We start from the raw sequence: 26,615 nt of genomic DNA, 5'->3' as shown, positions 1-26,615 counted from the left end.
GGCATCATGCTGATTGATTTTCATTTTTCCACTCCCGACGGTGACTTTGCATTCGATCCGCGTTAAGCGCCTGCGCTTTTGGCGCATCCATCACCAGTTGTCCTTCTTTCAGGACAATGACACGCTCAACCAGCTCCAGTATTGGTACCCGGTGCGTCGCGACGACCAGGGTACGGTTGCCAAGCCACTGATGTAACCGCTGAATAAACTCTCGCTCCGTATGCTCGTCCAGCGAGGCGCTGGGTTCGTCAAGTAGCACAATATTGGGGGAGCGCAGCAGCATTCTCGCCAGCAACAGGGACTGACGCTGCCCGCCGGACAGGCCGTTACCACCCTCCATAATGGGATGATCCAACCCTTTTGCCAGCCGCCTGACGAAGACGGCGCCGCCGCTGACTTCGAGCGCGTCAAAAATCTGTTCATCGTTGGCGTGCGGCGCGCCGAGCGTCAGGTTCTCTCGTAGGGTGCCGAAGAAAAGCCGCGCGTTCTGGCTAAGAAAGCCGATGTTGCGGCGTAAATCCGCCATATCGATGTGCGACAAGCTGAGATTATCAAGCCGGGCATCTCCCTGAATCATCTCCAGGCCACCCGCCATCGCCTGTAAAAGTGTGGATTTACCCGCACCGTTACGCCCCAGTATCGCAATCCGCTCGCCTGGCATGATCTCCAGACGCACGAGGCGCAACGGTATGCGTTGATCGTCGTTATGGTAACGAAACTGAGCGTTTTCAAAGAGGTAATGCCCGTGGAGGATGTCGCGGTGTATCAGGCTATCGTCATGCTGTGTTTCGGTGGGCAGTTGCATAATGTTGTCGAGACCCATCTTCGCCGCTTTCACCTGCTGCCAGCGCGCCAGCACGCCGCACAGGTTAGCCATTGGCGCGATCATCCGCGAGCCGAGCATCGACGCGGCGACCACGGCGCCGGTAGTCATACTGCCTTCAATGATCATCGGTGCGCCGAACATAATCACTGCGGCATACACCAGACTTTGTACCGACATCCCCCAACTGATAAGCCCTTGCGTGAGTTTGCGGGTGCGTAGACCCGACTCGCCGGTAATACGGATATAGCTATTCCACTGCTGAAGAAAGCGGTTCTCCGCCTGCATCAGTTTAATATCTTCCAGCCCCTGAACGCTTTCGACCAAGACTGCATTGCGTAGCGTCGCTTCGTGGGCGGCCTGGTTGGCGAGGACAGACAGTCTTTTTTGCAGTGCGACGCCCGGCAGGATCATCAGCAGAGCCGCCACGGGCGCTATCCATGCCAGCGGTGGGGCAATAATCGCTAGGACTATCATAAACAGGAAAAAGAAAGGCAGATCGACAATGGTCGCCAGCGTTGAAGAGGTAATCATCTCGCGGATCTGCTCCAGTTCGCGTAACTGCGAGATAAAACTGCCGGTGGAACGGGGGATAGCGCTGTTGCGCAGCCTTAACGCATGACCGAATACCCGATCGGAAATGCGCATATCGGCGCGTTTACCGAGCACGTCCATAATGTGCGTACGCGCTTCACGCAGGAGAAAACCGAACAGCACCGCTACCAGCACGCCGAAGGAGAGCACGTACAGGGTAGGATATGACTGAGCGGGGATCACTCGATCGTAAACCTGCATAGAGAACACAATCCCGGCCAGCGACAGCACGTTAATCAGAAAGGCGGCGACCATTACCGGTAAATAAGGGCGAATATCCTGCAGAACCAGCTCGCGCATCCAGTCGGGTTTAAAGCGGGAGATATAGCGATCGACGCGGCTATCCTTGAGCGCCGATAGCGGGCGTAGCGCGGCAACATAGAGGATCTCCGGCAATAACTCGCTGAGCGTCAGGCGGTTACGCTGACCCTCTTCTTCAATCACAAAAACGTCTACCGCATCTTCGCCATTAACATGCTCGATGACCAATAACTGCCTGTCCCGGAGCTCGACAACCAACGGCAATCGCCACTGACTAAATGCCGTTTTGTCTATGTCCGGCGCATGAAAGGATAAACCCGCCTGCCGCGCGAGCTGCGTTAAGGCGGTCGTTCTGCTTTTACCCCTAAACCACGGGGCGTTGGCCTGAATTGAACCGGGAGAACAGGCAACGCGATAATGACCGGCGACATAGCTGATGGCCTGCGCCCATTGGCTTAGCGCGCGCTCACTGAGTACCTCTTCTACATCGGGGGCGGCGCGGGTCATGGCTGGATCTCCACGGATTGAATGCTGCGATGATTTAACGCGAACGCCTGACGAAGCGCGCCGGTGTTATACAGACAGTTCAGTTGCAACTGATGCAACTGGCTTTCCGTTTGCAGTTCGGCAAAACGCGCCTGGTAAACTTCCTGCTCCGCATTAAGCACGTCGAGCAGCGGGCGGGAACCGAGGTCAAGGTATTGCTGCTGATACAGTTCGCGCGTGCGTTCGCTAAGCTGCTGTTGCCGACGAAGGATTTGTAACGCGCTGGCAAGACTCATTGCCTGGCTGCGCGCCTCCATCAGTTTCTGGCGGACATCAAGCCGGGTGCGCTGAATGGTCGACTGAGCCGCGTCTACCGCATGGCTGGCGGCGTTGCGTCGGGCAGTCAGCCCTCCGCCCTGGTAAAGCGGCATCTCAACTTTCACCCAGGTGGAATACTGGGTTTTATCCAGCACTTCATGACTGGGATATTTATCATTAAGATAATGTTGTACGGAAGGTTCGAGCGAAATCGTCGGCGTCATTTGCGCGCTGGCATAGTCCAGATTCGCCCGCGCAACGTTGGCCTGTGCCCAGGCGGCCAGTACCGCGGGCACCAGTCGATCGTCGGGCGTCGCCGTCTCACAGCTGCGAGCGAGTTTCGCCGGGAAGTCATTATTGATGCCGTTAAGCGAATTCCAGCCCAGCCAGCTCATCAGTGAGGCTTTCGCACTGTCGAGATTGGCCTGATACTGCGCCAGTTGCGAGCGGGCGGATTCGATTCTGGCTTCGGTTTGCACTACGTCAGATAGCGACGTAGCGCCTTCATCGCTGCGCTGCCGGATAAGTTTACCGATGCTGTCCAGCGCGACGAGCTGTTCTTCCGCCGCTTCTACCATTTGCTGCCAGCTCTGCGTTTGTACAATGGCGTTGGCGGTTTCGTGCGCGACGGTATCAATACTGAGCAACACATTGGCCTGTTGCTGTGCTGCGCCTGCGGTTTCGGCGCGAACCTGGCTTGCCACTTTGCCGAAGTCATAAAGCATTTGCGATACCGACAGCACCAGCGAGGGGCTATACCCGTGATCGGTGTAGGTATTGCTGTACCCATTGTTCACGCCAGCGCTGACTTGCGGATAATATTTCGATTTGGCGACCTCTATTTGTTCATTCTGTGCGAGCAGTTTGCCGACGGCTTCGCGAATAGAAGGATGCCAGTTAACGGCGCGATTAACCGCGTCATTGAGCGTCAGGTTGCCCGGCGCGGCGGCGCTGAGCGGCAACTCAGCGACGGAGCCATCCAGCGAAGGAAGCATCTGATCCGTTGCTAATCCTTCGGATGTAATAATTGGCGGCGCTTCTGCGCCCCGGGGCTGGTGATGAAACAAAGCAAATGCCAGTACGATGGCGACAGGCGCGACTCTTCCCATAGTTTATCCCTTTTAAATATCACCGCTTGTTGCCCCGAACGTCGTGGCGTTCGGGGCTTTTTTATCAACCGCCGGTTATCAGGTGGTTGTTTTGCAAAAGATCATTTAGCGTGAGCTGCACATTCTCCAGAGTGACAAGGTCAGTGGATTTAAACGCGCTGCCGACGCCGTCGCGATCGACGGATATCACCGTATTGGCGCCGCTGGTATGAACCTGAACAAAGTTACCCAGCGTCGCCGCCTGATGATCCCAGCCGGTCAGCAGTTCGTGGATATCGATCTTGTCGCCCTGCGCGGTGGAGAAGTTTTGCCAGCGATCGGCGCCATTGCCGCCGGTCGCGTCCGCGCCGTTTAACAGGTGGTAAATCAGCGTATCGCCATAGGCGGAGCCGATGAGAACATCGTTTTGGTTGGTACTGACGATTTGCGGCGCCATATCAATGGTCAATGTGGCGCTATCCGTATGACCCATCTTGTCATCCAGTTGATAGGTAAAGACCTCTTTACTGGTGATGGACGACATCGCGACGCCATTATTCAGGGTGTAGGTGTAAGCGCCATCGAGGTTAATTTGCAATGTGCCGTAATGTCCCTGAATCGTGGCGCTGGTGGTATTCGCCGCGGCGTCCAGCGTGGCGGCGCTGCCGTTATACCCGCTAATGCTCAGGCGGGTATTCACCGTATTAAGCTGATCCATCGCCCCCGCCGCATCGCTGCCGTCAAAAATATTGCCGAGAACGGTATGCGTTCCGGACGTTTCAAAATTATCCAGATCGACGGTGGTGCCGATGACGCGTGGCGTGATCGTCGCCGCCCCGGCCAGGGTATTGGTGCCGGTAAAGTTAAGCGTGTACGTTCCGGCATCCAGCTCCAGGCCGCTCAGGTTGACGGTCACCGTCGCGCTGCCCAGCGTGATATTCGCCACCGGAACGGTTCCGTTGCGTATGACTGTTCCGTTCTCCTGAATGGCCCAGCTAATATTCAGATTGCCCAGCGTAATGAGCGTGGAGACATCAAAGACCAGTGACGCGCCTTTAAGTACGGTGCCCGTTGCAACGTCAAAGGTGCCGCTCCCGCTGCCCGATTTGCCGAGTAGCCCCCAACTGGCGCTGCCGACGCTGGAGTCCAGCCAGGCAGAGGTATCCTGAAGCGTGGCGACGCTAAGGGTATCGCTGACATCATTAATCGCATCCAGCGCCCTGGCGGTTGGCGTGATATTGAGCGAGGCCGTATCGGTATCGCCGTTTGGCGCTTTGACCGTATAGATAAAGCTGTCCGGCGTTTTAATGCTGTCGGCGCCGACGCCGTTCTTCAGCGTGTAGGTATAGTTGCCTCTTGCGTCAATGATGAGCGAGCCATACAGCCCGTTTACCTCCGTCGTGCCGGTCGCCGCAATCGCCACGCCGTTTACTTCAGTGAGGAGGGCGTCCGTAGGGGCGACATCATTGGTCAGTACGTTGCCGGTGGTGTTGGCGGTGATACTGTCAACGGCATAGGTGTGGTCCTGGGAAATCGCCAGCGTATAGCCAGTGAGGACGCTAATGCCGCTGGCGGTATTCAGCACGAACAGGTATTCGCCGCCAGGCAACGTCAGGGTCAGCGGCTGGGACTGTCCGGCTAACAGCAGGGTGTTAATCCAGCCCTTTTGCACCCGGAACTGCTCATATTGCTGAATGGCATCGTTGAAGCGATAAACGTACAGATCGAACGTGGAAACCAGTGAGACGCCGCCGACGGTTCCCTGTAACGTCATGGTTCGCGTAGCGCCTTCTTCAACGTTAAATATGATCGGATTAGTCATATCATCAAGCAGATTCGCGTTCAGTACATTACCAAGTCCGACGCTTAATACCGTGACGCCGCTTTGTGTCGAGGGACCGTTGTTGACGTAGCTAACGTGAGTATCAAAGACCAGTGAGGCGTTATTGTCTGTCGCTATCACGCTGCCCGGTACAGGCGCGGGACCCAGATTGATAACCAGTTGCGCGGCGCTGCTACCGACGCCATTCTGGGTAATGGTGTAGGTGAAGCTCTCTTTATGTCCGTATCCCGCCGTGGGCTTAGTCAGCGTGTAGGTGTAACTGCCATCCTGATTAATGTGCAGCGTGCCGTATTGCCCCTGGATATCCACGCCGCCCGCGCCGACCGGCGTACTGACACCGTTGGCGTTGGTGATGGCGGTGACCGTGGTGCCCGTCGGCGCGGTATCATCAGCCATGACGTTGCCGGTACTGATGGTTGGCCCGCTAATAATACCTGCGCTGGTCTGGTGTACATCGACATCCAGGCTGGTATATGACCCGGTGGCGAGCAGACTGGTGTTATAAGTGAGTACCCGGTACTGGCCTTCGCCCAGGCCGCTCAGGTTCAGAGTAACGCCGCTCCCGGTCAGGGTAAGCAAATTCGCGAAGTCGCCAACGGCGGTGTTGACGATCGTCGTCCAGGCGCCGAGGCTGGTGTCGTAGCGCTGTACCACAATCTCCTGAGTACTGAGCAGCGAAAGCACGATTCCCGTTGCGGCGGCATCAATGGTGACGTCGCCCGTACCACCTTCAGCAATGGTGAACTCAACCTGAGCGGTATCGTTACCCAAAACCGAGGCGACATTGCCAAGCGCGCCAACCAGCAGCAGGCCGTAATCCGAATAGTTTTGCGTGCTGGTGACGGCGGTAGAGGTCAGATCAAGACTGGTGATGTTATCCCTTGCCGCCAGCGGCAGAATCGGCGCGGTAATGCCTAACGTGCCGGAGGCGTTACCCGCAGCGTCAGTGGCCGTCACGTTAATGAGTTGACCTTCAATTTGTTTTGTCGGCAAGGTGAGAGACCATGCGCCGTTGCTGCCGGCGGTGGTGGTGAGCGTCACGCCGCCCGCCAGCGTGACGGTTACGGTGCTGTTTGCCTCTGCCAGCCCGGAAAGTGAACCGCCGTCGGCGCTGAGCGTACCTGACGGCGTACCGGGCGCCAGCGTATCGACAATCACCGTCGCGGCGGTGGAGACGCTGCCTGTACCGTTGGCGTTAGTCGCGGTGGCGGTGAAGGCGTGGCTGCCTTCGGTCAAATTGCCTGTCGGGGTAAAGCTCCAGTTTCCGCTGGCGTTCGCCGTGGTGGTGCCGAGCAGCGCCCCGTTGTTATAAATGCTCACCGTGGCGCCCGCCTGAGCGGTACCATTCAATGTGGGTTGTGCGTCATTAGTGACCTGACCGTTGGCGATAGCGCCGGTATAAATACCCACATTATCCACTACGTTGGTGATGATCGGTGCTTCCGGCACGCGCGTATCGGGCGCGGTAAATCCGGCGGCAATGCCAGTGTTGCCTGCTTTATCCTGGGCAAATGCCAGTAGCGGCTGACCATTGGTCTGCGCGGGCGTGAGTGTGGCGGTGAAGCTGCCTGTACCGTCGGCGGTGGCGGTTCCCAGTACCACACCAGTCTCAGAGGTAATTGTCACTGTACTGCCTGCTTCCGCGGTGCCCGTCACGCGATTACCGGTAGCATTGATGATCAGGTTGCCGGGCGCGCCGGGCGCAATGGTATCCACGATAATCGTTGTCGATGGCGAAGCGGCGCTAACGTTGCCAGCCGCATCGGCGGCGCTAACGCTATAGGCGTGACTTCCCTGGCCGAGCGCGGCGGTTGGCGTCCAGCTCCAGTTGCCGCTGGCATTGGCGTTCACGGTCGCGACCAGCGCGCCATTATCGAAGATGCTTACCGCGCTGTTGGCTTCCGCGGTACCGTTGAGCGTCGGCTGTGTGTCGTTGGTCGATTGTCCATTGCCAATGGCGCCGGTATTGTTCGGGACATCATCAACGATGCTGGTTATAAGCGGAACCGTTGGCGCAAGGGTATCGACCACGATAGTAAAACCGCTGGTGGCCGGGCTAACGTTGCCTGCCGGGTCGGTGGCGGTCACTGTTAATGTGCGCGTGCCGTCGTTTAACCCTGTCGTCGGCGTGAAGCTCCACGCGCCGCCCGCGTTAGCCGAGGTGATGCCAAGCAGAGTGTTGCCATCATAGATACTGACCACGCTGCCCGCTTCGGCAGTGCCGTTCAGCGTGGGGCGGTTATCATTGGTTATCTGACCATTAGCGAGATTTCCTGTGACCCCACCCGCGACGTCATCCACCACGGACGTCAGGATTGGCGTTTGCGGCGCGGTGGTATCGACCGTCAGGGTGAAAGCCGTACTGTTCGGGCTGCTGTTTCCTGCGGCATCGGTGGCGACGGCGGTGATGACGTGCGTTCCGCTTGCCAGCGTTGAGGTGGAGGCGCTCCACGCGCCGTCAGGCTGAGCCGTTGTCGTGCCAATGACCGTGCCATTTTCATAGAGCGTAATCGTGGCGCCGGCTTCTGCGGTGCCGCTGAAGGTTGGCGTAGGATCGTTGGTATTTTGGCCGTTCGCGATCGTGCCGAGGCCTGGCGCCTGATCGTCACTGACTGATGTGATTACCGGCGTCAGCGGCGGCGTGGTATCGACGACGAAATTAACGCTGTCTGAAACGGGACTGGCGTTGCCTGCGGCATCAACGGCAATGACGGTAATTACATGGTTGCCCGTCGCCAGAGAGGCATCGGGCGTGTAGCGCCAGCTATTGCTATTGTCGGCGGGAATTTCAGCCAGCAGCGTGCCGTTATCGTAGAGACGAATAGTTGTGTTGGCTTCACGGGTGCCGCTAATGACAGGGCGCGCCTCGTCTGTGATCTGCCCTGAACTCAGATTGCCGGTAATGGGGCCCGTACCGTCGTAGACCGTATCAATAACAGGCGCGGCGGGAGCCGTGGTATCAATAGTAAACGAGCGTATTTCGGACGCGGCGCTGGTATTGCCTGCCGCATCGGTTGCTGTCGCCGTCAGGTTCCAGACGCCCGCGCCCAGCGAGGTAGACGGCGTAAAGCTCCAGCTACCGTTGGCCTGAACTTGCGCCGTGCCGACCAGCGCGCTGCCATTATAAATCGAGATGGTTGTACCCGCCTCACCGGTACCCGAAAGTGTTGGTCGGGTTTCGTTCGTCGAGCCGCCGTTGGGGACGATGCCCGTCACCGGCGCCGTATTGTCTGCCACGCTGGCGATAACTGGCGCGGCGGGCGGTGTGGCGTCAATCGTCAGCACAAATCCGCTGGACACCGCGCTGCTATTACCCGCCGGATCGGTGGCGCTAAGGGTGAACGTGTGGCTACCGTTTGCAAGCGGCGTCTGCGGCGTGAAACTCCACGTGCCGTCGCTATTCACCGTCGTGGTACCGATGGACGCGGGATTACCGTCAAGATAGACATTAATCGTCGCGCCTGCCTCTCCGCGCCCGTTCAGGGTGGGCGTCGCATCGTTCGTTAGCTGCCCGCTTACCAGGTTGCCGGTAATACCGGGCTGGTCATCCACGACGGAGGTGAGAACCGGGATCGCCGGAGGCGTAATATCGACCACGATCGTCCACGGCGCGGAGACCGCGCTGGTATTGCCCGCCGGATCGGTAGCGCTAACCGTCAGATTATGGCTTCCCTCTGACAAATTGCGGGGCACCGGGAAGGTCCAGCTACCGTTTTCGCCTACCTGAGCCGTGCCAAGCGGCGTACCGTTATCAAAAATGGTGATTGTCGCGCCAGGTTCGCCAGTTCCGTTCAGTATTGGCTGCCGATCGTCGGTGGATTGCCCCGGTAACACCGGAACGGTCGGTTGATTGTTATCGTCAATCACGGACGTGATAACCGGCACATCTGGCGCCTGCGCGTCAATGCTCAGCGTAAAGCCGTCCGAAGGCTGGCCGCTATTGCCGGCGGGATCGGTCGCCACGGCGGTAAAGATGTGTGCGATGCTCTCCAGCGGCGCGTTCGGGGTGAAGCGCCAGTTGCCGCTTTGATCTACCGTGGCGGAACCGATTTCTACGCCGTTATCCAGAATACGGATGGTGGCGCCTGCTTCTCCCGTTCCGTTGAGCGTCGGGCGTGAATCATTGGTGAGCGCGCCGTTATCCAGCGTACCGGTCATGTCGGGGACATCATCCGTTGCGCTGGTAATAACCGGTTGCGCCGGCGCGCTAAGATCGACAGTGATCCCGACCGGTGCGGACAGGCCGCCCTGGCCATTCGCATTGGTTGCCTGGACGGTGAAGTAATGTGTACTTTCGCTTAATGGCGTCGCGATCTCAAAGATCCAGTTCCCGCTGGCGTCAACGGTGGCAAAGCCTGCCGAATCGCCATCAATGAAAACTTCAACGGTAGAGCCGATATCCGTGGTGCCGTGCAGCGTTGGCGTGGTGTCGTCCGTGGCGCCGCCCGCCGCAATATTCCCCTGTACGCTCCCGACATTATCTTCAATCGCCGTGATGGCCGGGACGGCGGGCAGACCGCTGTCGGAAGCGGGAAAATTCGTAGCCGGGCCGTTATTCCCCGCGCGATCGATAGCAATTGCCGTCAGCGTACCGCCATCGGTTTGCGCCGGACTGAGCGTAACGACGAATTCACCGGTGCCATTAGCGACAGCGCTGCCGACCAGGGTGCCATCGGCATGATGAATTTCAACGGTAGCGTAAGGGTCGGCAAGTCCGGCCACGCGCGTGCCATCGTCGTCCACCGTCTGGACTGTTGGCGCGGGCGGGGCGGTGATATCCACGGTAATGGTGATCGGTTGGGTTTGCGCCGTGGTATTTCCAGCATCGTCAGTCGCGCTGAAGGTTAGCGCATGGCTGACTTCTGATAATTCGGGCGTATTGAATGTCCAGACCCCGTCGGTGACGAGCGCCGTCCCGATTGCCACGCCATTGTCGTAAATCGTGACGGTGCTGCCGTTTTCGCCGCTGCCGTTGATAGTCAGCGTCCGATCGTTAGTAAAAGCGCCATCGGTTAATGGCCCGGTCACTGGCGCAACATCGTCAAGGATCTCATTGACGACGGGCGGCAGCAACGGAACGGTGTCGACGGTGAAGGTAAAGCTGTTCGATACGCCGCTGCTGTTTCCGGCGGCATCGGCGGCAATGGCGGTCAGGGTGTAGACGCCATCCGGCAACGCGCTGGTCACCGGCAGCGTCCAGGTGCCGGTCTCATCGACGGTGACTACGCCTAAAACGCTGCTGCCATTATAGAGCGTAATAATGCTGCCGATGTCGCCAGTGCCGTGAATGACCGGTGTATTGTCGTCAGTGGTTGCGCCGCTGACAATAGTATCCTGGACTTCGCCGACGTTATCTTCGGCAAAAGTGATAACCGGATTGGCGGGCGCAGTGGTGTCTAGCGTAAAAGTGACTGAGGCGGAAGGTGGACTGATATTGCCCGCTATATCGGTTTCCGTGACGGTAATGGTATAGGTTTCTGGCGTCAGTGCCGCAGGCGTAAAGTCCCAGCTACCGTTATCGCCTACCGTTGTGCGACCAATTTCACTGCCATTATTGTAGAGAATTATCGTGCTGCCGATCTCTCCCGTGCCGCTGAAGGTCGGCGTGGTATCGTTCGTTGCGCCATTATTGCCGATGTTGCCGATAACCGGCGCGACGTTATCGCTGATTAGCGGCGCGTCAGGCTGCGCTGGAGGCTGGGTATCAAGGGTAACGGAGAAAACGCCGGAGGTGGGGCTACTATTGCCTGCGGCATCCGTGGCGGTGGCCGTCAGGATGTTTAACCCTTCGCTCAGATTACGGGTTAGCGGATAGGTCCAGCTACCCTGTGGATTGACCTGGACGGTAGCCAGTTCTACGCCGTTATTGTACAGGGTGATGATGGCGCCGGGTTCGCCGGTGCCGCTGAGGGTCGGCATACGCTGATTGGTAATACTGCCGTTTGCCAGTAGCACCTCGCCTTCTCCGCCTGTGATGGCGGCTGACACGATCTGCGGCGCATCCGGCGCCTGGGTATCGATGCGTAGGGTAAAGCTGATGGATTCGGGACTTTCGTTCCCCGCCGGATCGTTGGCGCGAGCGGTCAGAAGGTGGTCGCCGTCGCCCAGCGCGGCAGGCGGCGTAAACTGCCAGCGCCCGTCCGTGCCGACCAGCACCTGACCTATGGCATTGCCGTTATCGTAAAGGATGATTATGTCGCCTGCGGTGCCGCTACCGCTCAACCGGGGCTGGGATTCCTGGGTAATCTGATTGGTATCAATCGTATTTCCGTCGCCGTCAGTTACGCCGATAACGCCGGGGGCGGCAGGGGCCTGGGTATCAATGGTAATCGTAAAATCGGTCGAAAAAGGCGTGGTGTTGCCGTTACTGTCGCTGGCCGTCACGGTAAAGGTGTAGGTGTCGTCCGCCAGTGGCGAGGCCGTGGTGTAGGCGTAGCTCCAGACGCCGGAATTACCGACGATAATATCTGCTATCCGGGCACCATTCTGATACAGGTGTACTGTGGAACCCGGTTCACCTGTACCGTTAATCGTTGGCGTGCTGTCGTTAGTGAGCCCCAGATGCGCGACGCTACCGAGAATACCCGGCGCATCATCTGTAATGAAGGTGATTACCGGTTGCTGCGGCGATTGCGTATCGACCACCAGGTCGAATGACGCGGCCGGACTTGCATTGCCTTTAGCGTCGGTTGCGATTACGGTCAGTCGATGCGCGCCTTCACCTAAATTTTGCGACGGCGTAAACGTCCAGCCGCCGTTGGGCTGTAGCGTGGCGAGTCCCAGCGAAACGCCGTTATCAAAGACTTCGACACGCGCGCCGGCCTCCGCCGTACCGCTAAGGGTAGGACGGTTGTCGTTGGTGGTTTGTCCGTTAACCAGCGGCCCGGTGAAGCTTTCAACATCGTCCAGCACCTGAGTGATAATGGGCTTATCCGGGGCGGTGATATCGGGCGCTTGCGCTGTGGTTGGCGGGCTGACGTTGTTGGCGTTGTCGGTGGCGGTGACGGTAACCTGTTCGCCGTTGGTCTGTGCGGGGACGAGGGGAAGGGTAAAATGACCTTCGCCATCTGCTTTGCCGCTGCCGAGCGGCGTGCCATCCGGCGTGGCGATCGTGATGGCGCTACCCGGTTCGGCGGTGCCGCTGATACTAGTGCCATCCTCACTAATTACCACGTTTTTTGGCATTTCCGGCGCGGTACTGTCCGGCGCGATAACCGTCGCGGCGGCGCTTTCGTTTTTCGCGACATCGGTGGCGGTAGCGATAAGCGCCTGGCCGTTAGTCTGCGCCGTATTCAGCGGAACGATAAATTGTCCGTTGCCGTTAGCGACGGCGCTGCCAAGTACGGTGTTGCTACTGTCGCGGATAGTGACCGTTGCCCCGGCTTCCGCCTGACCGCTTACGGACAGACCGTCGGTCGCCACGATAAGACCGTTCGGTGCCGCAGGCGCAGTTTTATCCGGCGCGTTCAGCGTTTCTACCGGACCGCTATTCGCGGCTTTATCGGTAACGCTAATGCTTAATGTTTCGCCGTTAATTTTCGCCGGGCTAATACCTATTGAGAAGGTGCCGTCGTCGCCTGCCGTTCCACTACCGAGCGTATTTCCCAGGCTGTCTTTGATAACCACAGTACTGCCAGCTTCCGTAGTGCCGGTAAGTCTGTCGCCGACGTCGCTAACCGCCAGGCCTTCCAGCACCGGCGGCTGCGTGTCGATATCAATGGTAAAGGAGGCGGACTGCCCGCTGGTGCCGCGATCGTTGGTCGCGGTAGCGGTAAAGACATGGTCGCCATCGGCAAGTGCCAGCGAGGGGGTAAAGCTCCATTTGCCGTCAGCGTCAGCGACAATGGGCGGAAAGGTCGGTACAGGAAAGCCATTATCGTTAATCGATATCGTACTGCCTGGTTCAGCAGTACCGCTGAGGGTTGGGCGGTTATCATCTGTGGCATCGCCATTTTTCAGCAGCCCGGTAACGGTGCCAGCGTCATCCGTCACGGTAAGGATAGTCGGCTGGGCAGGATACTGTGAGTCAGAAGCGGTAAACTCCGTGGCGGGGCCGATGTTACCAACGGCGTCCTGAATACGCGCTTCCAGACGCTCGCCGTGGGTCTGGGCCGGATTCAGCGTGATGCTGAAGTGGTTATTTTCTCCGGTAATCGTGGAGCCCAGGTAATTTCCCGCCGGGTCATAGATCGACACGGTACTGCCAGCTTCAGCGGTACCGCTAACGGTTGTGCCGTCTTTCGCGACATTATCAATGATAGCGGCGTCAGGCGGCGTGGTGTCCACAATGATAGTAGGCGTTGTCGTCACGCGGCTCACGTTTCCGGCTTTGTCGCTTTGTTCGACGGTAAAGGTATGTTCGCCATCGCTTAACGGTGTAGTCGGCGTAAAGGTCCAGCGCCCATTTTCGTCTACGGTAGCGCTGCCGATAACGGTTGAACCCTCTTTAATCGTGATGGTATTGCCAGCCTCTCCCTGCCCGGAAAATAGCGGTTTTGCCTCGTCAGTCCGGTCATTATTCTGTAGCGGCCCGGTGAGCAAACCGGTGTTATCGGCAATCAGTTCAACGCGTGGGGCATCGGGGCTGAGTGTGTCGATAGTCAGCGAAAAGCGGGCTGATTCGCTACTTTCGCCTTTAACGTTAGTCGCAATGGCGGTGAAATGATTTTCCCCATCCGCTAGCGCGCTGGTAATGGCAAAATGCCAGTTTCCGCTGCTATCAACCGTTGTTGAGCCTATTTCCTGACCATTGGCGTAAATATGGATGACTGTGCCTGCGCTGCCGGTTCCCTCCAGAGTGGGGGTATTGTCGTTCGTAAACTGGTTATTGCTCAGCGTGCCGGTGAGGGGAGCGGCATCATCGATAGCGGCGGTGATAATCGGTGTATCGGGGAGAGGAATGTTGGGCGCATCAATGGTTGCGGATGGGCCGGTATTGCCGGCATCGTCAGTCGCGGTCACGGTAAGTTGTTCGCCGCTAAGCTGTGGCGCTGTCAGATCAATACTAAATTTACCGTCGCTATCCGCTTTGCCCTCGCCAACGACGTTACCTGAAGGATCTTTGATGGTAATGGTACTGCCCGCTTCGGCCTCGCCGCTCACCGTTTTTCCGTCCGCTGAAATCAACAACTTGCCGGGAGCGAGAGGCGGGGTAGTATCTACAGGATTACTGCTACCTGGAGTATTGCCGTTAGGGTTACTGCCGCCGGGATTGCTGTTATCAGGGGGATTACCGTCAGGATTGGTGCTATCGGGGGGCGGATTATCGCCATCCGAATGATGGTGGGAATCGCCGCCGCCGGAAGACGCGATAGCGGCAATGCCGCCAGCCGCCACCGCGCCAGCCAGTACCCACGGCCAAACGGCGCCGCCTGCTTCATGGGAAGCGCCGGAAGTGACCAGCAGTTCATTAATATCAGCGATTTGTTCAAAATGTAGCCCGGCTTGCGGATTTTCTACCCACCATAACGTGCCATCATTTTCCGCCAGTACCAGCTGGCTTGCGCCCAGATCGTTGGTAACGTAAAAGTTTTTAATCGTGATCGTTTCGCCGGAATGGAGCGTCACCACCAGATCCTGATTAATGCGCGTAAGTTGACTAATTTCTTCCCGGGCCACTGATAATTTAACAATTGACGGGGCGTTAAGAGTGACCGCTGAGGATTCCACAGTGGTGGAGACGCCAGTCAATTTCGAAACCACGGCGAGTAGACGCATAAATTAGCTCCTGATGGATTTGCTCTGTGTATTAATTAACGGGCACGACGTTCAGGGCAAAATGCGTAGACGAGCCTTCCCGTTCATCGTGAGAGATGAATTTCCGTAGCCATATTCTTTTTTATGAGCGTAGGTGAAGGTCTGGTTTTCTCGCCGAATAACCCTTTGTTTTTTGTGCCTGACTAGTGCTTTCGTATTAGATGATATAGTCAGAAAAAAATCTTTCTGCAAATTAAGATCTATTGATAAAGGTGTTAGTGCGTCTGAAATATAACGGAGTTTGTGTTAAGGAGAGGTGGGGTGGGCTAACAACGCATGATGATTTTTTATTTATCTTTATGTTTTATAATGAATTTTAATTTCTTCGTCTTTTTCTTTTTTAACATAAAAACAATACCTTTTGTGAAGGTATTCAGCATTATTAAATTTTATAAAAATCATTTGAAGTATTGTGTTATTAGGCTATAAAAATTTTTTAAACAAAGAATATATTCTTGTTGTGGTATTTATTGCTATTGATAAGCGTCAGGCACAGAGAATATATTTTCGAGGCATGCATGAGATATGAATATTGACCAGCTTCATACTGAGAAGCTGGTCACAAAAAATGTCTATTATCGGCCTGCATTTTTCATAATGCGTGCTTTATCCAGTTGCCACTCACGTTCTTTAAGATCGGAACGTTTATCATGTTGTTTTTTACCTTTCGCCACGCCGATCTTCACTTTGCACCAGGCATTTTTCCAGTACAGAGAAAGCGCGACGACAGTATAACCTTCACGATTAATACGGCCATACAGCGAATCAAGCTCACGCTGATTTAACAACAGTTTGCGGGTTCGGGTTGGGTCGCATACGACATGTGTCGAGGCGACCGCCATCGGCGTAAAGTTTGCGCCAAACAGCCAGGCCTCGCCATCTTTGAGGATAACGTAACTGTCGCCGATATTGGCTTTTCCTGCGCGCAGAGATTTTACTTCCCAGCCTTGCAGGGCGAGACCAGCCTCGAACTCTTCTTCGATAAAGTATTCGTGCCGGGCGCGCTTATTCAGCGCGATGGTGGCTGAGCCCGGTTTATGTGCTTTTTTCTTCGTCATAAGTGTCGTGAATTCATAGGTAATCTGATATCGAAAACACCCCATTACGTCCTGATGAGGTGCAAAAATCTATCTTAGCATGAGTTGGGCTATGCACGCACAATTAAGGCATGACGGTTGGGGACAGCATTTTTTTTACTCGCTGATAAGTGGTATTATTTACACGATTTATGTTGATGGGAATTGCTATGCCTCAGATTAGTCGGACTGCTTTAGTCCCCTACAGTGCGGAACAGATGTATCAGTTAGTGAATGACGTGCAATCGTATCCCCAGTTTTTGCCTGGGTGTGTTGGTAGTCGCGTCCTGGAGTCATCGCCAGCACAGATGACGGCGGCTGTTGACGTGTCGAAGGCGGGTATCAGCAAGACGTTTACGACGCGTAATCAGCTAACGCGTAACCAGAGCATTCTGATGCATCTGGTGGATGGCCCCTTTAAAAAGCTGATCGGCGGCTGGAAATTTACCCCGCTCAGCCCCGAGGCGTGCCGTATTGAGTTTCAGCTTGATTTTGAGTTTACCAATAAACTCATTGAGCTGGCGTTTGGTCGTGTATTCAAAGAGTTAGCGTCCAACATGGTGCAGGCGTTTACGGTTCGCGCCAAAGAGGTTTACCGTGCCGGATAAACTTGTGGTTGAAGTGGCTTATGCGCTGCCGGAAAAGCAGTATTTGCAGCGCGTAACGCTGGAGGAGGGCGCGACGGTCGAAGAGGCGATTCGCGCTTCCGGCTTGCTGGAATTGCGCACGGATATCGATCTGGCGAAAAATAAAGTGGGCATCTATAGTCGTCCGGTAAAACTCACCGATACGGTGCAGGATGGCGATCGGGTTGAAATTTACCGTCCCTTAATCGCCGATCCAAAAGCATTACGCCGCCAGCGCGCCGAAAAATCGGCTGGCAGATAATTAGCCTCTTTTGCCGGATAACGGTGTGAAAGCCGTACCACACCTGAAGCACAGGTGTGCCTGTAAGCCAGATGAACGTAGCGCCATCAGGCAAATTCGTACCAAATGGCGGGGGAGAGGTTTGCAGGCCTGATGAACGTAACCTCATCAGGCGGTATCACAAAATTACTTCGTCAACGCCGGTTTGTTATCAATATTGGTTAACACGCCGCTGCTGTTAAAGGTGAGCGTCAGAGTCTGCTGCGTCACGTTCTCATGTCCTGGCTGCTGGCGGAAGACATAAAACCAGGTGTTCGTACCAAAAGGATCGGTCATCATCGGCGTGCCTAAAGCATACGCAACCTGTTGTTGCGTCATACCAACACGCACTTTGGCGACATCCGTAGGTGTAAGATAGTTCCCCTGATTGATGTCAGGTCGGTAAACCACTCGCTCCAGAGTGGAACAGCCTGCGGTCAACATCAGGAGTACTGCTGCGGCAGCAGTCAGCGTTTTACAGCGCATAGTGATTGGGTTCCTTTTCGGGCCTGAGCAGTACGTGGCTCATATTAATATGCCGATGATAATAGACCTTTCATCACTTTAAAACCTTTTGCTGTCGGGTCTTACGGCGTTTTTGTTGTGAACTCAGACCTTCGGGAGATAAAAAAGTTTACGCCGCCAGCAGTTCTTTTGCGTTTGCCAGCGTATTACGCGTAACTTCACTTCCTCCCAACAGGCGGGCCAGTTCCTGTAAACGCGCACGTTTATCCAAAGGTTGCATATGGGTTTCGGTCATTGCCCCGTCGGTTTCTTTACTGACAAAGAAGTGCTGGTGACCGCACCCGGCTACCTGTGGCAGGTGAGTGACGCACATCACCTGAGTGGATTCGCCAAGCTGACGCAGGAGTTTACCGACCACGGCGGCAGTTGGGCCGCTGATGCCAACATCGACCTCGTCAAAAATTAGCGCCGGCGTTTCCATTTTGCGCGCGGTAATTACCTGAATAGCCAACGCAATGCGCGACAGTTCACCGCCAGACGCGACTTTAGCGATAGGTTGCAGCGGCTGACCTGGGTTTGTCGTCACTTTAAACTCCACGCGATCGGCGCCGTCGTTGCTCAGATGATGCTCATCAAATTTCACGTCGATAGTAAACAGACCGTGCGGCATTGAAAGTAAATGCATACTTTCAGTGATCAACTGCCCCAGCTCCTGAGCGTAAAACTGACGCTGTTGATGCAGCGCTTGCGCCGTTTCCAGCGCTTGCTGGTGATGCTTATTAACCGCCAGCGTCAGCGTTTCCAGCGAATCGGCCTGATCGTCGAGCTGCTGCTGTTCTTCGAGCAGTGACTGATAAAGCTGCGGCAGCGCTTCCGGGCTGACGTGATGTTTTCGCGCCAGCGAAATTTGTTTAGCGATGCGCTGTTCAAGTTCAAACAGGCGATTGGGGTCTAAATCCAGACGCTCGCAATAATGGCGTAATTCATCGCTGGCTTCGGTGAGTTGAATAGTGGCTTCTTCCAGCATATCCAGGATGCCGGAAAGCTTGCTGTCCATACCCACCAGCTCGCTAACCAGTTGTTTTGCGCTATATAACTGGCTTTGCAGGTTAACGTCTTCGCCGTCCGCGAGTAGCGCCAGAGCGTTCTGGCTGGTCGTAAGCAACTGTCCGCTGTTGGCCAGCCGTTTGTACTCTTCGTCAATTTGCTCGAATTCGCCGGCCTGCGGGTTAAAGTCGTTCAACTCTTTTAACTGATATTGCAGCAGTTCCGCGCGCGCGGCGCGTTCCTGGCTTTGTTGCTGGTGATGGGCGAGATCGCGGCAGCTTTGATGCCATAATTGGTAGCGGGCAGCCATCTGCTGCGCTAAAGCGGCTTCGTTGGCATAACTATCCAGCAGCGATTTTTGCTGTTCGGGTTTGGTAAGCTGCTGGTGCGCATGTTGACCATGAATTTGAATCAGCAACTGACCGAGCTCGCGCAATTGAGACAGGGGCACAGCGGTGCCGTTAATAAAGCCCCGTGAGCGGCCATCGCTGCTGATAACGCGGCGAAGTAAGCATTCGCGACCTTCTTCAAGCTGGTTTTCTTCCAGCCAGCGCAATGCCGCAGGCGTGTCTTTCAGCGCAAAGCGGGCACACAAATCGGCGCGGGTCGCTCCGGTACGAACCATATCGGCCTCAGCGCGACCGCCCAGACACAGACCCAGGGCATCAATCGCAATAGATTTACCCGCGCCGGTTTCACCAGTAATGACGGTCATTCCGCTCTGAAAATCGATCTCAAGCTCACGAACGATAGCAAAATTGCTGATGGTCAGTTGCGCCAACATAGCTGTTTTCCTGTATGAAAAACCATGACTGTAATTAAATACAGTATAAACTGGTTTTTTATACAGTAAAGAGGCTAACGTAAAATTAGAATAATTTTTTTGACCAACCGAGTTTTGTGCTTAATGTATTGAAATAGCTATAGTCTTTGGGATGTATCAGGTTGAGGTGGTAGTCGCAGCGGCGAATCAGCACATCTTCTCCTTCCTGAATAGGCAGCGCTATCTGGCTGTCGCAGCTAATTTCCAGATCGCTACGGCGATGCGAAAAACGCAGACGAATCGTGCTACTGCTGTTAATGACTAACGGGCGCGCCGACAAGGTATGCGGGAACATCGGCACCAGGGTGATGGCATCCAGTGAAGGGGTCAGAATAGGGCCGCCTGCGGAGAGCGAATAGGCGGTGGAGCCTGTCGGCGTAGAAATGATCAGACCATCAGATCGCTGTGAAAAAGCGAAGGTTTCATCAATATAAACCTCGAATTCGATCATATGCGCCACTTTTCCCGGATGCAGCACCACTTCATTAATGGCTGTGCTGATACGCTTCTGGCGGTCCTGTTGGCAGACCTGCGCTTCCAGCAGAAAACGTTTTTCGGAGATATAGCGCCCTTCCAGCACATCAGATAATTGTTGCAGGGCGTTGTCCGGATCGAGATCGGTCAGGAAGCCAAGATTACCGCGGTTAATGCCAATCACATTGATGTCATAACGCGCCAGCGTACGCGCTGCGCCAAGCATATTGCCGTCGCCGCCCACGACTACCGCCAGATCCGCCTGTTGACCAATTTCCGCCAGCGTGCCGGTTGGCACATTTTTTAGCTGTAATTCGTGGGCGATTTGTTGCTCCACAATGACCTCATAACCCTGATCGCATAGCCAACGGTAGAGCATTTCATGTGTCGTGAGTGCGGTGGGATGACGCGGATGCCCCACAATGCCGATACACTTGAAATGATTATTCATTTTTCTGAGGTCCTTGTAGCGAAGATTGATGACAATGTGAGTACTTCCCTTGAAACCCTGAATCTGATCCCCATAATAAGCGAAGTTAGCGAGATGAATGCGAAAAAAACGCGGAGAAATTCATGAGTAGTAAAGAACAGAAAACGCCTGAGGGGCAAGCCCCGGAAGAAATTATCATGGATCAGCACGAAGAGGTTGAGGCAGTTGAACCAAACGATTCTGCTGAGCAGGTGGATCCGCGCGATGAAAAAATTGCGAATCTGGAAGTTCAGCTTGCAGAAGCCCAGACTCGCGAACGCGACACCGTGTTGCGCATCAAAGCGGAAATGGAAAACCTGCGCCGTCGTACTGAACAGGACATCGAAAAAGCGCATAAATTCGCTCTCGAGAAGTTCGTCAACGAATTGCTGCCGGTAATCGATAGCCTGGATCGCGCGCTGGAAGTCGCAGACAAAGCCAATCCGGATATGGCGGCAATGGTCGAAGGGATTGAGCTGACGCTGAAGTCTATGCTGGATGTGGTGCGTAAGTTCGGCGTGGAAGTGATTGCTGAGACCAACGTGCCGCTGGACCCGAACGTGCATCAGGCGATTGCGATGGTGGAGTCGGAAGAGGTTCCGGCAGGCAATGTGCTGGGTATTATGCAGAAAGGCTATACGCTGAACGGTCGTACCATTCGCGCGGCGATGGTGACTGTAGCGAAGGCGAAGTAAAAGTCTGATGGCCGATGTAAAGTCGGCCATTTTTTTAGCTTAAAAAATCCTGTACTTCGAGCCATGGAGTGTCGAAGTCAGCTATTTGTTCGTACTCATCCATAGGTAAAACAAATATATTATAGGCATCAGTGCCTTCATTGAGACTGGCTATCTGAAAGCCACGTTCGTTGAGCTGGCTTTGAATGCGCTCAAATATCTCATCGACGTAACGGTCGCCTTTTTTGCAGACTTTGCCTATTTCATCATATCTGGTGAGTGCCAGTAGTCGCGTTTTTAGTTCATCTGTACTGGCAAAATCTTTTGTCAGGTCATAATAACGATTGGCCGCAAAAGTGGCGAGCAGACCTTCTTCACCCTCCCCCTTGTAATCGATTTCTTCAATAACGCCTTCAGTACGTAGAACCTGCATGAATGCCTGTAACAACGCACGATTGTCTAAATCACCGCCACTGCAATCAAGCACTTCCACCATCCCGTAGTCATCGTCCTCGTCGTCTTCAAAACTGGCAGGATCGCTGGCGAGGCGGGAGACGATATTGGGCCATAAATCTGGCGTTTCCTTTAAGAAAATGCTGGCCAGCTTTTTTAAATATTCAGCAAACGCCAGATCCCATTCAACAACGTAATCATCGTACATAGTATGGTTTTCCTTTCCATTAATAAGTTTTTATTGTGTCACTATTCCGGAGAGGAGATGAATGAATAAAATCTTAATTAACAAGGAAAACGGCAAACCATTGGCTGCCGTTTTAAGAAAGGAGGAGGGTTATTCAAGAATACTCTCGCGCAGCGGTTTTACCGGTACAACCTTTACCTGCTTAATCATATTTTCCTGTACATCGAGAATATCGATATCGTACTGCTCAATGCGCACGCGCGTGCCAGCAACCGGAATTTCCTCCAGCGCCTCCAGAATCACCCCGTTGACGGTGCGCGCGTCATCTTCCGGCAGGTGCCAGTTAAACGCTTTATTGATTTCCCGGACGTTGGCGGTACCGTCAATAATGACCGAACCGTCGTTTTGCGGCGTGACCTCTTCCGCCAGTGTCGGCGACATCGATGTGGTGAAGTCGCCAACGATCTCTTCGAGAATATCTTCCACGGTGACCAGCCCCTGGATATCGCCATATTCGTTGACGACCAGTCCGACTTTCTTTTTATTGCGCTGAAATTTGATCAGTTGCGTACTGAGCGGCGTACCTTCCGGGACGTAATAGATTTCATCGGCGGCGCGCAGCATCATCTCTTTGGTGAACTCTTTTTTCTCGGCCATTAACCGCCAGGCTTCGCGCACGCGCAGCATACTGATGGCGTCATCCAGCGAATCGCGATAGAGCACTATGCGTCCGTGCGGGGAGTGGGTAAGCTGCCGCTCGATAGATTTCCAGTCGTCATTGATATCGATCCCGATAATTTCATTACGCGGCACCATGATGTCATCCACGCTGACTTTTTCCAGGTCGAGAACCGACAGCAGCATATCCTGATTGCGGCGAGAGATTTGCGAACGGGATTCATGCACGATAGTGCGTAATTCCTCTTTGCTTAACGACCCGCTGACCACGATGTCCGTTTTAATTCCCATCAGACGCATCAGCAGGCGGGTGATGGTGTTAAGTAACCACACCAGCGGCATCATCAGTATCTGTAACGGCGCCAGCAGGAAGCTGCTGGGATAGGCCACTTTTTCCGGATAGAGCGCGGCGATAGTTTTGGGCAGGACTTCGGCAAAAACTAACACGACAAACGTCAGTACCCCGGTGGCGATAGCCACGCCGGCGTCGCCGTAAAGCCGCATACCCACAATCGTGCCGAGCGCCGAGGCAAGAATGTTGACCAGGTTATTGCCGATCAGCACCAGGCTTATCAGTCGGTCGGGTTTACGCAGTAATTTTTCTACCCGTTTTGCCGAGCGATTACCTTGCTTCGCCATATGGCGTAAACGGTAACGGTTTAGCGTCATCATTCCAGTTTCGGAACCGGAAAAATAGGCCGAGATGACCACCATGATGATTAATATGATAATCAGCGTGGTGGTGGAGATGTGTTCCAGGGGAAACTCCTTTAAAAGCTTAGCTTACAAATTGCTGTAATATGCGGCTACCAAAATAGGCCAGCGTCAGAATACCCGCGCCTGCGACGTTAAACCACACGACCCGCCGACCCCGCCAGCCTTCATGGTAATGCCCCCACAGCAGAACGATATAAACAAACCATGCCACGATAGAGAGCACGGCTTTATCAATATTTTCAGTACTGAACAGGTTATGCATGTAAAACAGGCCGGTACACAGAGTAAGGGTCAGCAGTACGACGCCAATCTGCGTGATATGAAACATTTTGCGCTCAATACTCATCAATGGCGGCATTTCATTACTAAACGCCAGCTTTTTGTTCTTCAACTGATAGTCGATCCACGCCAGCTGTAGCGCATACAGAGCGGCGATTATCAGCGTCGCGTAAGAGAAAAGCGACAGACCGATGTGCACCATCATGCCTGGGGTCGCTTCCAGATGCGTAATATATTCATTAGGCATGAACGTGGCGAAGGCCAGGTTAATCAGCGCAAAAGCATAGACAATGGGCAGAAGTAGCCAGCCGCGATTACGCGACGCGACAATGGTCATCACCGTGCAGATCATCAGGCTGACCAGCGAACCGACATTCAGCAGGCTCAGGTTTTGTCCACTGTCGCCGCCGGGCAGAATACGCGATTCCAGCGCGACAGCATGGCACACCAGCGCGATGACCGCAGAAAGAATAGCCATACGCCGCCAGCCGCTGTTTTTTTGCAACAGTCCGGGAACGATCAGCGCGAGGCTGAAGGAGTAGGCGACAAGGGCAAGTAAAGCAAAAACGGGCATAGTTGTGTCGACAGTTGACCAGTGAGAAAGAGAAGCAGTATAGCGTTACGTGACCGCAGCTCCAACCGTTGCATAACAACAAAGACGGCTTCATGGTATACTGTGGCGAAATTCTGTAACTGTGTCGCTGCGGCGACCAACCGTTTCCACCCCAGGCGAGAGACAATGTTTGATAATTTAACCGATCGTTTGTCGCGCACGCTGCGCAATATCAGTGGCCGTGGGCGCCTTACTGAAGACAACGTTAAAGAGACGCTGCGCGAAGTGCGCATGGCGCTGCTGGAGGCTGACGTTGCGCTGCCGGTAGTGCGTGAGTTCATCAATCGCGTAAAAGAGAAAGCGGTTGGTCATGAAGTTAACAAGAGCCTGACCCCAGGGCAGGAGTTCGTCAAGATTGTCCGTAGCGAACTGGTTGCGGCGATGGGCGAAGAGAACCAGACGCTGAATTTAGCTGCGCAGCCGCCAGCCGTAGTATTGATGGCGGGTCTGCAGGGGGCGGGTAAAACCACCAGCGTCGGTAAGTTGGGTAAATTCTTGCGCGAGAAGCACAAGAAGAAAGTGCTGGTCGTCTCTGCCGACGTCTATCGCCCGGCGGCGATCAAACAGCTCGAAACGCTGGCTGAGCAGGTTGGCGTGGATTTCTTCCCGTCTGATGTCGGCCAGAAACCGGTTGATATCGTCAACGCCGCGCTGAAGGAAGCGAAGCTCAAATTCTACGACGTGCTGCTGGTGGATACCGCCGGTCGTCTGCACGTTGACGAAGCGATGATGGACGAAATCAAACAGGTCCACGCTTCTATCAAGCCAGTAGAAACGCTGTTTGTCGTCGATGCGATGACCGGTCAGGATGCGGCGAATACCGCAAAAGCCTTTAACGAAGCGCTGCCGTTAACCGGCGTGGTGCTGACCAAGGTCGATGGTGATGCGCGTGGCGGTGCGGCGCTCTCTATTCGTCATATCACCGGCAAGCCGATTAAATTCCTCGGTGTCGGCGAGAAAACCGACGCGCTGGAGCCGTTCCATCCAGATCGTATCGCCTCGCGTATTCTCGGCATGGGCGACGTACTGTCTCTTATCGAAGACATCGAAAGCAAAGTTGACCGCGCGCAGGCTGAAAAGCTGGCGACCAAACTGAAGAAAGGCGACGGTTTCGACCTGAACGACTTCCTGGAACAGCTCAAACAGATGAAAAACATGGGCGGTATGGCCAGTCTGATGGGCAAATTACCGGGCATGGGGCAGATTCCGGACAACGTTAAATCGCAGATGGATGACAAAGTGCTGGTGCGTATGGAAGCGATCATCAATTCGATGACGCTGAAAGAGCGCGCGAAGCCGGAAATCATCAAAGGTTCCCGTAAACGCCGTATCGCACAAGGCTGTGGGATGCAGGTGCAGGACGTTAACCGCCTTCTGAAACAGTTCGACGACATGCAGCGCATGATGAAGAAGATGAAGAAGGGCGGGATGGCGAAGATGATGCGGAGTATGAAGGGGATGATGCCGCCAGGCTTCCCTGGCCGCTAATTTCCCGGCCTGGCTCACTTGCTATTTCGGCACCGGGGTGTGCTAGCCATCCTCACGTACTGCGTGTACGCTGCGGTGGCTGCGCGCACGCCGGCACCGAACTCGCTGCGCCGCCGACGGCCTTCTACAGCAGAGTTATTAACTGTTGATTGCAATTTTCCCAGAAATCAGTAAAATTTTCGGGCTTTTAATATGACGCCGGGCTCCGTTCCTCGATGGGGCCCGGTTGTTTTATTCACACAAGAGGATGTTATGGTAACTATTCGTTTAGCTCGTCACGGCGCTAAAAAGCGTCCGTTCTACCAGGTTGTTGTCACCGACAGCCGTAATGCACGCAACGGTCGCTTCATTGAGCGCGTTGGTTTCTTCAACCCAATCGCTAGCGAAAAAGAAGAAGGCACCCGCCTGGATCTGGATCGCATCGCTCACTGGGTTGGCCAGGGCGCAACCATTTCCGATCGCGTTGCGGCGCTGATCAAAGAAGTAAAAAAAGCAGCTTAATCTGTCACGGTGGTCATGATGAGCAAGCAACTCGCCGCACAAGTACCCGCTGAACCGGTTGTACTGGGGAAAATGGGTTCTTCATACGGTATCCGTGGTTGGCTCAGAGTGTTTTCCTCCACTGAAGACGCCGAAAGCATTTTTGACTATCAGCCTTGGTTTATCCAGAAGGCGGGTCAGTGGCAGCAGGTACAGCTGGAAAGCTGGAAGCACCACAATCAGGATCTGATCATCAAGCTGAAAGGCGTTGACGATCGAGATGCCGCGAATCTTCTGACCAATTGCGAAATTGTCGTGGATTCCTCGCAACTTCCTGCGCTTGAGGAGGGAGACTACTACTGGAAAGACCTGATGGGTTGCCAGGTAGTCACCGCTGAAGGCTACGATCTCGGTAAAGTTATCGACATGATGGAAACCGGGTCGAATGACGTTCTCGTCATTAAGGCGAACCTGAAAGATGCATTTGGTATCAAGGAACGACTAGTACCGTTCCTCGATGGGCAGGTTATCAAGAAAGTCGATCTCGCTACTCGTACTATCGAAGTAGACTGGGATCCTGGTTTTTAAACCACCGAATAAACGGTAATAAATGGCGT

Annotated in this window: 16 protein-coding genes; 6 read left to right on the top strand and 10 right to left on the bottom strand. The window is 54.8% G+C overall.

The window, feature by feature from the left end:
• Positions 1–4 precede the first annotated feature (4 nt).
• From J4645_RS09890 to smpB, 4 genes are all read right to left on the bottom strand, one after another.
• Positions 5–2,185 carry a type I secretion system permease/ATPase gene (locus tag J4645_RS09890; RefSeq protein ID WP_023214806.1) on the bottom strand — a complete coding sequence of 727 codons (2,181 nt, stop codon included), beginning with the start codon at positions 2,183–2,185 and terminating at the stop codon, positions 5–7.
• Positions 2,182–3,591: a TolC family outer membrane protein gene (locus J4645_RS09885; protein ID WP_023214807.1), complete on the bottom strand. Its 1,410-nt coding sequence runs from the start codon at positions 3,589–3,591 to the stop codon at positions 2,182–2,184. Before J4645_RS09885 ends, J4645_RS09890 begins: the two co-directional genes overlap by 4 nt.
• 64 nt (positions 3,592–3,655) lie before the next feature.
• Positions 3,656–15,130, bottom strand: coding sequence for a biofilm-associated protein BapA (gene bapA, locus J4645_RS09880; RefSeq protein ID WP_023215382.1), 11,475 nt, complete (start codon positions 15,128–15,130; stop codon positions 3,656–3,658).
• A gap of 614 nt (positions 15,131–15,744) precedes the next feature.
• On the bottom strand, positions 15,745–16,227 hold the full coding sequence (gene smpB, locus J4645_RS09875) for an SsrA-binding protein SmpB (protein WP_001518569.1): 483 nt from the start codon (positions 16,225–16,227) through the stop codon (positions 15,745–15,747).
• 188 nt (positions 16,228–16,415) lie between these two features.
• Here smpB and J4645_RS09870 point away from each other — a divergent pair, with 188 nt between their 5' ends.
• Positions 16,416–16,853 (top strand): type II toxin-antitoxin system RatA family toxin, encoded by a 438-nt coding sequence (locus tag J4645_RS09870; RefSeq protein WP_001543334.1) that lies wholly within the window; start codon positions 16,416–16,418, stop codon positions 16,851–16,853.
• Positions 16,843–17,133, top strand: a complete 291-nt coding sequence (locus J4645_RS09865) for an RnfH family protein (RefSeq protein ID WP_001112990.1) — start codon at positions 16,843–16,845, stop codon at positions 17,131–17,133. The genes J4645_RS09870 and J4645_RS09865 overlap by 11 nt, the downstream gene beginning before the upstream one ends.
• A 165-nt stretch (positions 17,134–17,298) precedes the next feature.
• Here J4645_RS09865 and bamE read toward each other — a convergent pair whose 3' ends face one another.
• From bamE to nadK, 3 genes are all read right to left on the bottom strand, one after another.
• Positions 17,299–17,637 (bottom strand): outer membrane protein assembly factor BamE, encoded by a 339-nt coding sequence (bamE, locus tag J4645_RS09860; protein WP_001203445.1) that lies wholly within the window; start codon positions 17,635–17,637, stop codon positions 17,299–17,301.
• A 148-nt stretch (positions 17,638–17,785) separates the two neighbouring features.
• The gene (gene recN / locus J4645_RS09855; protein WP_000880965.1) at positions 17,786–19,447 is read right to left on the bottom strand and encodes a DNA repair protein RecN; all 1,662 of its coding nucleotides are present in this window, start codon (positions 19,445–19,447) and stop codon (positions 17,786–17,788) included.
• Between the two features lie 85 nt (positions 19,448–19,532).
• A complete protein-coding gene (gene nadK, locus J4645_RS09850) occupies positions 19,533–20,411 on the bottom strand; it encodes an NAD(+) kinase (RefSeq protein WP_001059155.1) in 879 nt (292 codons plus the stop codon).
• A 122-nt stretch (positions 20,412–20,533) separates the two neighbouring features.
• Here nadK and grpE point away from each other — a divergent pair, with 122 nt between their 5' ends.
• Positions 20,534–21,124, top strand: a complete 591-nt coding sequence (grpE, locus tag J4645_RS09845; protein ID WP_001518875.1) for a nucleotide exchange factor GrpE — start codon at positions 20,534–20,536, stop codon at positions 21,122–21,124.
• A gap of 34 nt (positions 21,125–21,158) precedes the next feature.
• Here grpE and J4645_RS09840 read toward each other — a convergent pair whose 3' ends face one another.
• The 3 genes from J4645_RS09840 to J4645_RS09830 form a co-directional block, all read right to left on the bottom strand.
• Positions 21,159–21,764, bottom strand: coding sequence for a hypothetical protein (locus tag J4645_RS09840; protein WP_023214808.1), 606 nt, complete (start codon positions 21,762–21,764; stop codon positions 21,159–21,161).
• Between the two features lie 129 nt (positions 21,765–21,893).
• The gene (locus J4645_RS09835; RefSeq protein WP_127908301.1) at positions 21,894–23,180 is read right to left on the bottom strand and encodes an HlyC/CorC family transporter; all 1,287 of its coding nucleotides are present in this window, start codon (positions 23,178–23,180) and stop codon (positions 21,894–21,896) included.
• A 19-nt stretch (positions 23,181–23,199) separates the two neighbouring features.
• Positions 23,200–23,991, bottom strand: a complete 792-nt coding sequence (locus tag J4645_RS09830; protein WP_001537507.1) for an inner membrane protein YpjD — start codon at positions 23,989–23,991, stop codon at positions 23,200–23,202.
• A gap of 165 nt (positions 23,992–24,156) precedes the next feature.
• Between J4645_RS09830 and ffh the strand changes: the two genes are divergently transcribed.
• The 3 genes from ffh to rimM all read left to right on the top strand — a co-directional run bounded on the left by ffh (position 24,157) and on the right by rimM (position 26,586).
• On the top strand, positions 24,157–25,518 hold the full coding sequence (ffh, locus tag J4645_RS09825) for a signal recognition particle protein (RefSeq protein WP_000460052.1): 1,362 nt from the start codon (positions 24,157–24,159) through the stop codon (positions 25,516–25,518).
• A 252-nt stretch (positions 25,519–25,770) separates the two neighbouring features.
• On the top strand, positions 25,771–26,019 hold the full coding sequence (gene rpsP, locus J4645_RS09820) for a 30S ribosomal protein S16 (protein ID WP_000256453.1): 249 nt from the start codon (positions 25,771–25,773) through the stop codon (positions 26,017–26,019).
• Positions 26,020–26,037: 18 nt separating this feature from the next.
• On the top strand, positions 26,038–26,586 hold the full coding sequence (gene rimM / locus J4645_RS09815) for a ribosome maturation factor RimM (protein WP_000043266.1): 549 nt from the start codon (positions 26,038–26,040) through the stop codon (positions 26,584–26,586).
• Positions 26,587–26,615: the final 29 nt, after the last annotated feature.

Source organism: Salmonella sp. 32082101201600294FB01SM01 (assembly GCF_017572865.1).
Taxonomy (GTDB): domain Bacteria; phylum Pseudomonadota; class Gammaproteobacteria; order Enterobacterales; family Enterobacteriaceae; genus Salmonella; species Salmonella enterica.
Note: the sequence above shows the minus strand (reverse complement) of the source record. Positions and strands in the feature narration are given on the sequence as shown.